The following is a 12,043-nucleotide window of genomic DNA, read 5'->3' as shown; positions in this document are numbered from 1 at the left end:
TCCTCCCGCCCGGTTCAGCGATATGCGACGGCTTTGACGGCCTCGATGACCTCGCCGACATTTGGCAACGCCAGCTTCTCAAGGTTCGCCGCATAGGGCATCGGCACATCCTTGCCGGCAACTGTGATCACGGGCGCGTCCAGGAAATCAAAGGCGCGCTGCGACACCTGGTTGGCGATATGGTCGCCGACGGAGTTCTGCGGGAAGCCTTCTTCCACCACGACCAGCCGGTTGGTCTTCTTGACCGAGGCGATGACGGTGTCGAGATCGAGTGGACGGATGGTGCGCAAGTCGATGATCTCGGCGTCGATGCCCATGCCGCGCAGTTCAGCTTCCGCCTTGACCGCATAGGTCATGCCGATGCCGAACGAGACGATGGTGACATCCTTGCCTGATTTGTGGATGCGCGCCTTGCCGATCGGCAGGACGAAGTCATCCAGCTTCGGCACGTCGAAGGAGTGGCCGTAGAGGATTTCATTCTCGAGGAAAATGACCGGGTTCGGGTCGCGGATCGCGGCCTTCAGCAACCCCTTGGCGTCGGCAGCGGTGTAAGGCATCACCACTTTCAGGCCCGGTATGTGGCTGTACCAGGCGGCGTAGCACTGCGAATGCTGGGCGGCGACGCGGGCAGCCGCGCCGTTCGGCCCGCGGAATACGATCGGCGCCCCCATCTGACCGCCGGACATATAGAGGGTCTTGGCGGCCGAATTGATGATCTGGTCGATCGCCTGCATGGCGAAGTTGAACGTCATGAACTCGACGATCGGCTTCAGCCCGGCCATCGCCGCTCCGACGCCAACACCGGCAAAGCCGTGCTCGGTGATCGGCGTGTCGACGACGCGCCGGGGTCCGAATTCCTGCAGCAACCCTTGTGTGATCTTGTAGGCGCCCTGGTATTCGGCGACCTCCTCGCCCATGACGAAGACGTCGCCGTCGCGGCGCATTTCCTCGGCCATGGCGTCGCGCAGCGCTTCGCGCACCGTGGTCGAGACCATCTCGGTGCCGGCTGGAATATCCGGATCGGCGGCGATTTCAGTCCTGGGCGCCGCAGCGACAGGGGCCGCCGCCTCACTCTTGGCGGCAACCGGCGCGGGCGCGGCTGCTTCAGCCCTGGCTGGCTCTTCTTCTTCACCGATGCCTTCGCCGGCCTTGTCGACGTCTTCGCCATCAACCGCAAGCACGGCGATCACGGCGTTGACCTTGACGCCTTCGGTGCCGGCAGGAACCACGATCTTGGCAAGCGTGCCTTCGTCGACGGCTTCGACTTCCATCGTCGCCTTGTCGGTCTCGATCTCGGCGATGACGTCGCCGGCGACGACCTTGTCGCCCTCGTTCTTCAACCACTTGGAAAGATTGCCCTCTTCCATGGTCGGCGAGAGAGCGGGCATGAGAATTTCGATCGGCATGTCCTGGCCCCCTTACAATACGATATCGGTCCAGAGCTCGGACGGATCCGGCTCCGCATCGTTCTGGGCAAATTCGGCGGCGTCGGCGACGATGTCGCGAACCTCCTTGTCGACGGTCTTCAACTCGTCCTCGGTCGCCCACTTCTTCTCGATCAGCCGCGCCTTGACCTGCTCGATCGGGTCATGCTCGGAGCGCATCTTCTGCACTTCTTCCTTCGAGCGATACTTCGCCGGGTCGGACATGGAGTGGCCGCGATAGCGATAGGTCTGCATTTCGAGGATCAGCGGGCCGTTGCCGGCACGGCACCATTCGGCGGCGAGGTCGCCGGCGGCCTTGACGGCGCGCACATCCATGCCGTCGACCTGGATGCCAGGAATCTTGAAGGAAGCGCCGCGATGCGAAAAATCCGTCTCGGCTGAAGAGCGCGAGACCGAGGTACCCATGGCGTAGCGGTTGTTCTCGATGATGTAGATCACCGGCAGCTTCCACAGCGAGGCCATGTTGAAACTCTCATAGACCTGGCCCTGGTTGGCGGCACCGTCGCCGAAATAGGTCAACGACACGTTCTTGTTGTCGCGGTAGCGGTTGGCGAAGGCGAGACCGGTGCCGAGCGAGACCTGCGCGCCGACAATGCCGTGGCCGCCATAGAAATGCTTGTCCTTGGAGAACATGTGCATGGAGCCGCCCTTGCCTTTCGACAAGCCACCGCGGCGTCCAGTCAACTCGGCCATGACGCCACGCGGCGACAGCTCCATGGCCAGCATATGGCCGTGATCGCGATAGGCGGTGATCATCTGATCGCCCTCGATCAGCGCCATCTTCATCCCGGTGACGACAGCTTCCTGGCCGATATAGAGATGACAGAAGCCACCGATGAAGCCCATGCCGTAGAGCTGGCCGGCCTTTTCCTCAAAGCGGCGGATGAGCAGCATGTGCCGGTAAGCGGCAAGCTCTTCGTCCTTGGTGAATTCAACCGGCTTGGGCGCTGAAAGCCCCGATTTGCCGTCGGATTTCGATCTGGCAGGCGCTTTTTTGGCTGCGGTGGCCATGCATCACTCCCTGTTGGCGTCTCTTTGCGGACATCAGGGCAGGATGAAATCCGCCCCCGGGAAGATCAGCTCTTCCCACCGATTTATGCAAGGCTAACACGTGAGAAGGCGTTCCGCCATGTCGAAATTGCATAGCTGGCATGCAGCTAAGCGACTAAAATCATTGAAAATATTGGGGATTAACTGAAATTCAGTTACTTTGCCGAGACCGGCAACATGATGGTGATTTCATCAGCCTGGGACAGATTGAGCGCCTTGCGCGCCTGCTCGTCAAGCATGTCCTTCTCCAGGGTGCCGTCATGCATGAGCCGAACGCGCCGTTCGAGTTCCATCCGGCGCGCCTTGATGGCGTCGAGCTGGGCTTGCAGCGCAACTGTTTGCGCTTCCAGCTGATATTTCGAGTTGATGCCGAATTCACCGTGATAGGCATGAAAGCCGAAATAGGCCAGGAACACCACACAAAGCGAGGGGATGATGAGCCGGCCGGTATTTCTCTGCTTGTGCTGACGCGTCCACATCGCCCGTTCCCTCGCGGCCGCGAACTCAAGCGGCTCGCGATCTTTCTCGCCCGATTGTGCTTAACGGACGGTTACGGATGCCCGGCCAGCGACACTGAAATGAAAAAGGGCGGGAATGACCCCGCCCTTGACATCCGCTGTTCGAACTCGCTTGCCGCGGCTCAGCCCTTAATGACCGACTTGCCGGCATAACGCGCCTGCTTGCCGAGCTCTTCCTCGATTCGGATAAGCTGGTTGTACTTGGCCATCCGGTCGGAGCGCGACAGCGAACCCGTCTTGATCTGTCCGCAATTGGTGGCGACGGCGAGATCGGCGATCGTCGAATCCTCGGTCTCGCCGGAGCGGTGTGACATGACGGCGGTGTAGCCGGCCTTGTGCGCGGTTTCGACGGCGTCGAGCGTTTCGGTCAACGAGCCGATCTGGTTGACCTTGACCAGGATCGAATTGGCGACGCCCATGCGGATGCCGTCGCGCAAGCGCGCCGTATTGGTCACGAACAGGTCGTCGCCGACCAGTTGTGTCTTGTTGCCGATCATGTCGGTCAGGTATTTCCAGCCTTCCCAGTCATCTTCGGCCAGGCCGTCCTCGATCGAGATGATCGGATAGTCAGCGGCGAGCTTGGCGAGGTACTTGGCTTGCGCCTTTGGATCACGCGTCTTCTTCTCACCCTCATAGACGTAGTTGCCGTCCTTGAAGAACTCGGTCGCTGCGCAATCGAGGCCGAGCGCGATCTCCTCGCCCGGCTTGAAGCCGGCCTTCTCGATCGATTCCATGATGAAATCGAGCGCCACCGGCGCACTCTTCAGGTTTGGGGCAAAGCCGCCCTCGTCGCCGACATTGGTGTTGTGGCCGGCATCCTTCAGCTTCCTCCTCAGCGTGTGGAAGACCTCCGAACCCCAGCGCACGCCTTCGCGCAAAGTGGGTGCGCCAACCGGCAGGATCATGAACTCCTGGAAGTCGATCGGATTGTCGGCATGCGCGCCGCCATTGATGATGTTCATCATCGGCACCGGCAGGATGTGCGCCTTGGTGCCGCCGACATAGCGGTAGAGCGGCAGCCCTGCCGCATCGGCCGCGGCCTTGGCAACGGCCAGCGAAACACCGAGGATCGCGTTGGCGCCGAGCCGGCTCTTGTTGGGCGTGCCGTCGAGTTCGATCATGGTCTGGTCGATATGGATCTGGTTTTCGGCTTCCATGCCACCGATCGCCTCGAACAGCTCGCCATTGACCGCCTCCACGGCCTTGAGCACGCCCTTGCCGAGATAACGGGCGCCGCCATCGCGAAGCTCGACGGCCTCATGCGCCCCGGTCGAGGCGCCCGACGGCACCGCGGCGCGGCCCATCGAACCGTCTTCGAGCACGACATCGACCTCGACGGTCGGGTTTCCACGGCTGTCCAGGATTTCACGCCCGACAATATCGATGATGGCGGTCATTGCGATGTCCCCGATTGATCTGACGAAAGGTCGCGCCCGTCTTAGCCAAAGCGACGCAAAAGGCAATCGGGCCATGGCCAAATAGTGCCGCCCGTCGGATTCACGAAGCGCAAATTTCTGTCATCATAAGTCATGCCATCAGACGCGCATTCCGGGCTATGGCTGTTGTCGCGCGGGGCGAAACAGGAGGAGTTTCGCCATGTCTGAGTTGAGCGGTATTGTCAGTCTGTTTCTGATCGCGGCTGCATTCCTGACGTCGTGCGACAATCAGCAGTCACAGCCGAAGGCCGGTGCTTTGCCGGCCTTGCACATCAGCGAATAGGCGTTGCGTTGAAACAAGAAAGGGCTCCGTCGAAACGGAGCCCTTTCTATATGTGCGGTCAATGCCAATAGGGCGCGACCTTGTAATACTCATAGGATGCGTCGCGTGCACGTTCCCCATCAGCTCCGGCGAGTTCATTAATCGAATAGGCAGGCGCCGCCTTCAGCTGCTCCTTGGAGAAGGGCACCACATAGCCGCCCATGTCCTCGTCGTAGTCGAGACTCGCCCAGGGGATCGCGTGATACTTCTCGCTAATGCCGAGAAAGCCGCCGAACCCGATCACCGCGAACATGATGCCATTCGACGTCTTGTCGAGCATGATGTCCTCGATACTGCCGATGCTCTTGCCCTCGGTATTGTAAACCGATGTGCCGATGACTCGTGAAGCCGCGATGGCTTCGGTATGGCCTGTCTGGGTCGTCATTATCATGCTCCTCGTTGTCGTTGATTTCTGCTTGACAATGAGGGGCGAGAGCGAAAGTTCCCGACTTTTTTCGGCTGCGGCCCGGTCACTCCGCCAGGATGAAAGTCACCTTCATATTGACGCGATAGGCTGAAATGTTGCCGCCCGCGACGACGATCTTTTGATCCTGAATCCAGGCACCTTCGACGTTCTTCAGGGTTTTCGAGGCGCGGGCGATTCCCTTCTCGATGGCGTCTTGAAAACTCTTCTTCGACGATGAGGTGATTTCGGTGACACGGGCGACGGACATGGCTTTCCTCCTGCCAGGACGCTCATTTGCCGGCCAAGCGTACAACCGGCCCCTCTCAACCACAAGCACCGCCGGGAAGCGCCGGCTCAGCGGCCCTTCGCCACCCGATCGAATGCGATCAGTCTTTCCAGAAGCGCCGGCATGTCCTTGAGCGGCACCATGTTCGGCCCATCGGAAGAGGTCGAATTGTCGGGATCCTGGTGGGTCTCGATGAAGACACCGGCAACGCCGACGGCGACGGCCGCGCGGGCCAGCGTCTCGACGAAGCGGCGCTCTCCGCCAGACGATCCGCCCTGCCCGCCCGGCTGCTGGACCGAATGCGTGGCGTCGAAGATCACCGGAGCGCCGATCTCGGCCATGATCGGCAAAGCGCGCATGTCCGACACCAGCGTGTTATAGCCAAAGGACGCGCCGCGTTCAGTGGTCAAGACATTGGGGTTGCCGGAACCGGTGATCTTGCCAACCACGTTCTTCATGTCCCAGGGCGCAAGGAACTGCCCCTTCTTCACATTGATCACCTTGCCCGTCCTGGCGGCGGCGACCAGCATGTCGGTCTGACGCGACAGGAAAGCCGGTATCTGCAGCACATCGACATGCGGCGCGACGATCGCGCACTGCTCCTCGGTGTGGACATCGGTCAGCACCGGAAGCGAAAATTCCTTGCGCAGCTCGTCGAAGACGGGAAGTGCGGCATCGATGCCGGCGCCGCGCGTCGCCGAAAGCGACGTGCGGTTGGCCTTGTCGTAGCTGGTCTTGTAGACGAGGCCGATGCCGAGCCTGCCGGTCAGTTCCTTCAGCGCGCCGGCCATGTCGAAGGCATGCTGGCGCGATTCGAATTGGCAGGGGCCGGCGATCAGCGCCAGGGCTGCCTTGTTGTCGAACACGACATCGCCGACGGTTACCGACGAATTGGGCGCCAGGGGGTTGCTCATTGGATCTCCCGGAAAACGAAAGCGGCGCCCTGCCCGGACGCCGGCTGCACGACAATGTCAGTGCCCGCTATATCGTGCTGGATGGCACCGGCCGCAAGCAGCCTCGACGTGGCATCCGCGCTGCGGACAGCAAAGACGACCGCGGCAAAGCGAAGCTTTGTGGGTGAACCGGCCGAAACACCAAAGCGCGCGGTGAAGGACGAGGGATCGAGTACGCTCAGGGTTGCATTAGGCAAGTGATACGTGCTGCCCTGCCCACTGGCGGCAGGACTCCCCACCGCCACGGAAATCAGCCGATTCTGTTCGGCGGGTTGGTCGCTGATCGCCACCACTTCCACAATGCCAATGGCACCATTGGCGTGGGCCTGCAAAGCGCTGCGGTCCACATCAGGCGCATTGATCCGCTGGCAGGCGAAAAGAAAAGCGTCCGTTTGGCCTTGGGCCGCGGTAAAGGCCAGCTTGAACGATGCGGTATCGCTTCGGCCCGCCGTGTCGATAAAAGCGCGCGAAAAGCTCAGCGTGTCCCCCGCTGACAGTCCGGCCTCGACATAGCGCGCATGATCGGCATCGGCACTGTCGGTACGCAGAACCACAGCGGAAAATCCCTCATCGCCGCGGCTGTCGCGATAGAGGCGGTCGCGCGCGACGAAGACATTGCCCGCGGCAACCGCATCAATCGCTGCCATTTCACTGCCAATCGCCAGCGGCTCCAGATAGGTGCCGTCGGCCAGGAAAACGCAGCAGTTTTCCGTGCCAAAGGGATGGATACCGTTCGGAGCGACGACGAAGCCAAGTGAACCGAGCCGGGCTCGCGCCACATCGAGGCTCTGCGTCGGCAGCACCAGATGATCGAGCGGATGAATGCCGGCTGCTGTTGTTTGGGTCATGCAGGCGCGATGTGCATCATTCCGCAAAACGGTTCAAGACGTGATTGCAGTCCCCGCCGTGGCGGCGCCAGACATAGCCTCTCCTCTGCCGCCCCTGGGGATTGACGTCCAGGATGCCCCATGAGCGCCGCAAACGGCATCTGTCGAGGCACGCGCTCGATCAGCCGCCGGCCACGACATCAGCGGAATAGCGCAGTTCGCGCAATGGTTTCACCTTGCTGGTGGTGTGCGCATAGAGCGGGTGCGCCTTGTAGGCGGCGAGCGCTGCGTCGTCGGCGAACTCGGCATAGACGACGACGTCAACTTCATCCGACAACGGATCGACCTTGGTGTTCAAAGTGACCTCGAAGAGACTGGAATGCGGAATATTGCCGAGGGCCAACAGCCCGGTGCGCACTGTCTCCACATCTTCCTTGCGCCTCGCGCTGAAGAAAACGATATGCCGGATCAACCCCGCCTCCTCGATCTGAATGCCGGGGTCTTTTGTGACGGCGGTCTCTCCGCGTCAACCGTTCGTGGCGCCACGCGTCCTTGCGACGCGCCCCGGACAGGCGGAGAACATCATCTCACGGCGACGGACACCTCGGGTGAAGCACCTGGCTGCTATCCTTGGAGGGAATACTAGGCCTTGCCGGTGACGTAGCGCGCCACATGGGAAATCTCCCTGACCGTAATGTCGAGATACCGGCCTTGATTGTAGAGACCGTCCCAGATCAGGAAAAACGCGATTGCCGCAATGACGATTACGTAACGCATGGCTAAAGCTATCGCACAGGCACCGCGGCAGACATAGACTTTTTTGATCTATCCAATCGCCGACGGCACGAATCCTGCACTCCAAACATGCTGCGGACAGGAGCCGTTCAGCACGCCCTGACGGTGTCTGCAGCCTGGCGGCAACAAGTCGATGCAAGGCGATCAGATGCCAGGCGCCGCCACGTGGCACAGCCCAGCTCGCGGCCTGCCTCTTGAAGTTCCCCTTCCTGACGTGGAAGATTATCGCGGGAATTCACTGGAAGCGCTGAAGCTCTGGTCTAAAAGGGCATGCGCTTTTGTTTGGGCCCGCAGGTGACCGATCCGGTGAGCTGCCGGGATCAGGCAACAGCGTTCGAACCTGGCGAATGAACTGCGAGAGACGGAGCCGGCGACCGTCAACAGGCGCCGCGAAGGGGTGGGACATGGCTCACAAGAAACATCCTGGCACGGGGCCGGACGAAGCGGTCAAGCTCGACGAGTTTAATTTCGCCGAGATCGTCAAGGGCCTGCCGGCCAAGGCACGGATGGTGCTGTCTGCCGCGATGAATCTGCCGCGCGGTTCGCTGAAGGTCAGGATGCCGGACGGCCGTGCCGTTCTTGTCGAAGGCAAGGCGCCAGGCCCCGATGCCGAGCTGGTGCTCAAGAACTGGCGCCTGCCGGGCCGGGCCTTTTCCGGCGGCACGATTGGCGTTGCCGAATCCTACATGGACGGCGACTGGGAAAGCCCTGACGTGACCAGTTTCCTGGAATTGTTCGTGGTCAATTCCGCCCTCGGCGAGAAGGTTGCCGGCGGGGCGAACTGGCTGATCAACACGGTTCATCGCATTCGCCACTGGTTCAACGACAACACACGTTCGGGCTCGAAGCGCAATATCTCGGCGCACTACGATCTCGGCAACGCCTTCTACAAGCAATGGCTCGACCCGAGCATGACCTATTCTTCGGCGCTTTACGCGAACGGCGCCAACGATTTGGAAAGCGCCCAGGCAGCCAAATATCGGGAGCTGGCAAGGGATACAGGTATCGGCAGGAAAGATCATGTGCTGGAGATCGGCTGCGGATGGGGCGGCTTTGCCGAATTCGCGGCACGCGAGATCGGCTGCCGCGTAACCGGGCTGACGATCAGCCATGAGCAGCACGACTTCGCCAAGGCGCGCATTGCCAAGGCCGGGCTTGCCGACAGGGTCGACATCAAATTGCAGGATTACCGCGACGAAACGGGCACTTACGACCGCATCGCATCGATCGAAATGTTCGAGGCGGTCGGTGAGAAATATTGGCCCGTGTTCTTCTCCAAGATGAAGGCCTGCCTCAAACCAGGCGGCACTGCGGGCCTGCAGATCATCACCATCAACGAAGCCGCCTACGACACCTACCGTGCCAGGCCGGATTTCATCCAGCGCTACGTATTTCCAGGCGGCATGCTGCCGACGCCGTCGATCCTGAAGGCGCTCGGCAAGGATCATGGCCTTGCGCATCTGCGCGAACGCGTGTTTCCCGACGACTATGCGCGCACGCTCGCCGAATGGCGGCATCGCTTCCGGGCGTCATGGGAAAAGATCGTGCCGCTCGGCTTCGACGATCGCTTCAAGAAGCTCTGGGAATTCTACCTACATTATTGCGAAGCCGGTTTTCGCGCCAGCTACATCGATGTGCGCCAGGTGGTCTACAAGGCGTAGGTCCGCGCTCGTCGCCAATGGCTGCAGACAACCGTGCTGCCGGGGAACAGGGCCCGCATCCCTGCCGCGATGCGGTCTTATTTATGGGGTCCGTGTCAGCGTACCAGCAGCTACCCCACAGGACGCACTCACAACACTCCGAGTGCCATCGCGCAAGCGGCGAGGTCATCTCCCGCGCGGCGGACTCGGGCAAAGACAGGTCCCTATCCGGCCGCCGGATCAGAGCAGGATGCGATATCTAGCAAAACCGGCGTCCCCCTCGCCCGCCGGTTCGATCTTCAGCGACTTCAGATCGGCAATGAAATCCTTTGCCTTGACGGCTGTCTCGAACATGACGCTGGTTCCCGGCAGCGGGGCGAACGACCAGTTGCCGTCCGCCGACGGGTTGATCGTGCCTTGGCTTACGATGTAGCGAACGATGACGTCGCGGTTGGTGTCCGGCGCCTCGTAGATGATCTTCGAGGCATTGATGTCAGGGAAATTGCCGCCGCCACCGGCCCGGTAATTGTTGGTTGCGACGACGAATTTCGCCACCGGATCAATCGGTTTTCCATCGAATTTCAGTTCGACGATGCGATTGGAGCCGGCATTCGCCACCCCACCCTTGGCATCATATTTCGGCGGCTGGGACAGATCGATCTTGTATGAGACGCCGTCGATGACATCAAAATTATAGGACGGAAATTCAGTGTTGATCAGCGCCTGGTCGGCCTTGCCAGCTTCTATCCTGTTGAAGATGCCGGCCGACATTTCCAGCCATTCCTTCACTTGCGCCCCGGTGATTTCGACTGCCCGTACCGTATTCGGATAGAGGTAGAGGTCGGCGACGTTCTTGATGGCGATGTCGCCCGCCGGCACGTCGGTATAGTAGTCGGCGCCGCTGCGTCCGCCAGCCTTGAAGGGAGCGGCGGCCGACAGCAGCGGCACATCCTTCCATTGCGTGCTCTTGAGAATATCCTTGAGGTACCAGGTCTGCGCCTGGCTGACGACCTGCACTGATGGATCGTCGGCGACCAGCGCGAAATAGGAATAGAGCGGCGCGGAGGTCTTGCCGACGGGGCGGCGCACATAGGCGAGCGTCGCCTGATGGTCCTGTTCGAGTGCCGCGATGATACGCCTGTCGTCGGCGACGGTCGGCTTGTTCTTGTTGTCGACGCGCTCGAAGATCGGCCGCGCCTCCGATGTAGCGGAAACAACCTTCCATTTCGAACCGTCGCGCTCCAGCATCAGATCGATGAGCCCCATATGCGAGCCCCAGAAACCGCCCATCACGGCGGGCTTGCCTTGCAGCGTGCCCCTTCTCGTGTCGACGCCCTCGAGCGACTGGAAATCCTTCTTGCCGGGAAACACCAGATGCTGGTGGCCCGTGAACACCGCATCGATGCCATCGACGCCGGCAACAAAGAACGAAGCGTTCTCCATCATGTCGCCCTGCTTCACATCGATGCCAGAATGCGAGAGCGCGATGACGATGTCGGCGCCCTCTTCCTTCATCTGCGGCACCCAGGCCTTGGCCGCCTCGACGATGTCGCGCGTCTTGACGTTGCCTTCGAGGTTCTTGAGGTCCCAGACCATGATCTGCGGCGGCACGAAGCCGATGATGCCGATCCTGATTGGCTGGTCGGCGCCCGACCCGTCCTTGATTTTCTTGTCGAGGATTATGTAGGGCTTGAGGTAGAGCTTGTCGTCGCGCGGGTTGGCGGCAAGCTTGGTGCCCCGGATCAGGTTCGCGCACACGAACGGGAAATTGGCGCCGGCCAGCACCTTGTCCAGAAAGGACAGGCCGTAGTTGAATTCGTGGTTGCCGAGTGTCGAGCACTCGTAACCCAGCAGATTCATGCCTTTCATGATCGGATGCAGATCGCCGTCCTTGAGGCCCTTTTCATAGGCGATGTAGTCGCCCATCGGATTGCCCTGCAGAAGGTCGCCATTGTCGATCAGCATCGAATTCACGGCCTCCTTGCGCACCGCGTCGATGAGCGACGCCGTGCGTGACAGGCCCATCGTGTCGTTGGCTTTGTCGGCGTAGTAATCATAGGGCAGTACGTTCACATGGATATCGGTGGTTTCCATGATTCGAAGGTGCGCCTGATTGGCTTGCGCCCGGGCGGAGAAGGGATGAAGCACGATCAACGCCCCTGTGGCGGCGGCCCCCGCAAGGAAACCACGGCGGGAAACGGAATGGGGCAGCTGTGACATGTTCTCTCCTTCTTAAGACGACGTGACACGCCCTGCCCCAAGCGAACTTCGCGCCGAAATCGGCTCAAGTCCACTCATGGAGCTGCGTGCATCCGGACATCATCCCATCAGCAACAGATGACGCGCGCATGAATGGGACCGTGAT

Annotated in this window: 13 protein-coding genes; 2 read left to right on the top strand and 11 right to left on the bottom strand. The window is 60.9% G+C overall.

Going from position 1 to position 12,043, the window contains the following annotated elements:
• Nucleotides 1-14: 14 nt before the first annotated feature.
• The 4 genes from FJ930_RS19480 to eno form a co-directional block, all read right to left on the bottom strand.
• Entirely contained in the window at nucleotides 15-1,406 is a 1,392-nt protein-coding gene (locus FJ930_RS19480; RefSeq protein WP_141839718.1) for a pyruvate dehydrogenase complex E1 component subunit beta, read from the bottom strand.
• Nucleotides 1,407-1,418: 12 nt separating this feature from the next.
• The gene (pdhA, locus tag FJ930_RS19475) at nucleotides 1,419-2,456 is read right to left on the bottom strand and encodes a pyruvate dehydrogenase (acetyl-transferring) E1 component subunit alpha (protein WP_141839717.1); all 1,038 of its coding nucleotides are present in this window, start codon (nucleotides 2,454-2,456) and stop codon (nucleotides 1,419-1,421) included.
• A gap of 194 nt (nucleotides 2,457-2,650) precedes the next feature.
• Nucleotides 2,651-2,974, bottom strand: coding sequence for a septum formation initiator family protein (locus FJ930_RS19470; RefSeq protein WP_140739330.1), 324 nt, complete (start codon nucleotides 2,972-2,974; stop codon nucleotides 2,651-2,653).
• Nucleotides 2,975-3,135: 161 nt separating this feature from the next.
• The gene (eno, locus tag FJ930_RS19465; RefSeq protein ID WP_141839716.1) at nucleotides 3,136-4,410 is read right to left on the bottom strand and encodes a phosphopyruvate hydratase; all 1,275 of its coding nucleotides are present in this window, start codon (nucleotides 4,408-4,410) and stop codon (nucleotides 3,136-3,138) included.
• 199 nt (nucleotides 4,411-4,609) lie between these two features.
• Here eno and FJ930_RS30760 point away from each other — a divergent pair, with 199 nt between their 5' ends.
• Nucleotides 4,610-4,732: a hypothetical protein gene (locus FJ930_RS30760; RefSeq protein ID WP_140739325.1), complete on the top strand. Its 123-nt coding sequence runs from the start codon at nucleotides 4,610-4,612 to the stop codon at nucleotides 4,730-4,732.
• A gap of 58 nt (nucleotides 4,733-4,790) precedes the next feature.
• Here FJ930_RS30760 and FJ930_RS19455 read toward each other — a convergent pair whose 3' ends face one another.
• The 6 genes from FJ930_RS19455 to FJ930_RS30755 all read right to left on the bottom strand — a co-directional run bounded on the left by FJ930_RS19455 (nucleotide 4,791) and on the right by FJ930_RS30755 (nucleotide 8,020).
• Complete coding sequence (locus FJ930_RS19455; RefSeq protein WP_140697745.1) at nucleotides 4,791-5,156, bottom strand: PRC-barrel domain-containing protein; 366 nt, start codon at nucleotides 5,154-5,156, stop codon at nucleotides 4,791-4,793.
• 85 nt (nucleotides 5,157-5,241) lie between these two features.
• Entirely contained in the window at nucleotides 5,242-5,445 is a 204-nt protein-coding gene (locus tag FJ930_RS19450; protein ID WP_140611609.1) for a dodecin family protein, read from the bottom strand.
• Nucleotides 5,446-5,531: 86 nt separating this feature from the next.
• The gene (gene kdsA, locus FJ930_RS19445; RefSeq protein WP_140739322.1) at nucleotides 5,532-6,377 is read right to left on the bottom strand and encodes a 3-deoxy-8-phosphooctulonate synthase; all 846 of its coding nucleotides are present in this window, start codon (nucleotides 6,375-6,377) and stop codon (nucleotides 5,532-5,534) included.
• On the bottom strand, nucleotides 6,374-7,264 hold the full coding sequence (locus FJ930_RS19440) for a VOC family protein (protein ID WP_141839715.1): 891 nt from the start codon (nucleotides 7,262-7,264) through the stop codon (nucleotides 6,374-6,376). The genes kdsA and FJ930_RS19440 overlap by 4 nt, the downstream gene beginning before the upstream one ends.
• A gap of 160 nt (nucleotides 7,265-7,424) precedes the next feature.
• Nucleotides 7,425-7,715, bottom strand: coding sequence for a Dabb family protein (locus FJ930_RS19435; RefSeq protein WP_140739317.1), 291 nt, complete (start codon nucleotides 7,713-7,715; stop codon nucleotides 7,425-7,427).
• A gap of 170 nt (nucleotides 7,716-7,885) precedes the next feature.
• Nucleotides 7,886-8,020 carry a hypothetical protein gene (locus tag FJ930_RS30755; RefSeq protein ID WP_281408914.1) on the bottom strand — a complete coding sequence of 45 codons (135 nt, stop codon included), beginning with the start codon at nucleotides 8,018-8,020 and terminating at the stop codon, nucleotides 7,886-7,888.
• A 422-nt stretch (nucleotides 8,021-8,442) separates the two neighbouring features.
• Here FJ930_RS30755 and FJ930_RS19430 point away from each other — a divergent pair, with 422 nt between their 5' ends.
• Nucleotides 8,443-9,699 carry a cyclopropane-fatty-acyl-phospholipid synthase family protein gene (locus tag FJ930_RS19430; RefSeq protein ID WP_141839714.1) on the top strand — a complete coding sequence of 419 codons (1,257 nt, stop codon included), beginning with the start codon at nucleotides 8,443-8,445 and terminating at the stop codon, nucleotides 9,697-9,699.
• Nucleotides 9,700-9,918: 219 nt separating this feature from the next.
• Here the strand turns inward: FJ930_RS19430 and FJ930_RS19425 are convergent, their stop codons facing one another.
• Entirely contained in the window at nucleotides 9,919-11,898 is a 1,980-nt protein-coding gene (locus tag FJ930_RS19425; RefSeq protein ID WP_141839713.1) for a bifunctional 2',3'-cyclic-nucleotide 2'-phosphodiesterase/3'-nucleotidase, read from the bottom strand.
• Nucleotides 11,899-12,043: the final 145 nt, after the last annotated feature.

Source organism: Mesorhizobium sp. B2-4-15, from assembly GCF_006658505.1.
Taxonomy (GTDB): domain Bacteria; phylum Pseudomonadota; class Alphaproteobacteria; order Rhizobiales; family Rhizobiaceae; genus Mesorhizobium.
The sequence above is the reverse complement of the archived record's forward strand: the minus strand, read 5'-3'. Positions and strand labels throughout refer to the sequence as shown.

Excerpts from the sequence above, each read along its gene's own strand:
- FJ930_RS19470 (WP_140739330.1), bottom strand. The coding sequence starts at position 2,974 with ATGTGGACGCGTCAGCACAAGCAGAGAAATACCGGCCGGCTCATCATC.
- pdhA (WP_141839717.1), bottom strand. The coding sequence starts at position 2,456 with ATGGCCACCGCAGCCAAAAAAGCGCCTGCCAGATCGAAATCCGACGGC.
- FJ930_RS30755 (WP_281408914.1), bottom strand. The coding sequence starts at position 8,020 with ATGCGTTACGTAATCGTCATTGCGGCAATCGCGTTTTTCCTGATCTGG.
- FJ930_RS19455 (WP_140697745.1), bottom strand. The coding sequence starts at position 5,156 with ATGACGACCCAGACAGGCCATACCGAAGCCATCGCGGCTTCACGAGTC.
- FJ930_RS19430 (WP_141839714.1), top strand. The coding sequence starts at position 8,443 with ATGGCTCACAAGAAACATCCTGGCACGGGGCCGGACGAAGCGGTCAAG.
- eno (WP_141839716.1), bottom strand. The coding sequence starts at position 4,410 with ATGACCGCCATCATCGATATTGTCGGGCGTGAAATCCTGGACAGCCGT.
- FJ930_RS30760 (WP_140739325.1), top strand. The coding sequence starts at position 4,610 with ATGTCTGAGTTGAGCGGTATTGTCAGTCTGTTTCTGATCGCGGCTGCA.
- kdsA (WP_140739322.1), bottom strand. The coding sequence starts at position 6,377 with ATGAGCAACCCCCTGGCGCCCAATTCGTCGGTAACCGTCGGCGATGTC.
- FJ930_RS19450 (WP_140611609.1), bottom strand. The coding sequence starts at position 5,445 with ATGTCCGTCGCCCGTGTCACCGAAATCACCTCATCGTCGAAGAAGAGT.
- FJ930_RS19440 (WP_141839715.1), bottom strand. The coding sequence starts at position 7,264 with ATGACCCAAACAACAGCAGCCGGCATTCATCCGCTCGATCATCTGGTG.
- FJ930_RS19425 (WP_141839713.1), bottom strand. The coding sequence starts at position 11,898 with ATGTCACAGCTGCCCCATTCCGTTTCCCGCCGTGGTTTCCTTGCGGGG.
- FJ930_RS19480 (WP_141839718.1), bottom strand. The coding sequence starts at position 1,406 with ATGCCGATCGAAATTCTCATGCCCGCTCTCTCGCCGACCATGGAAGAG.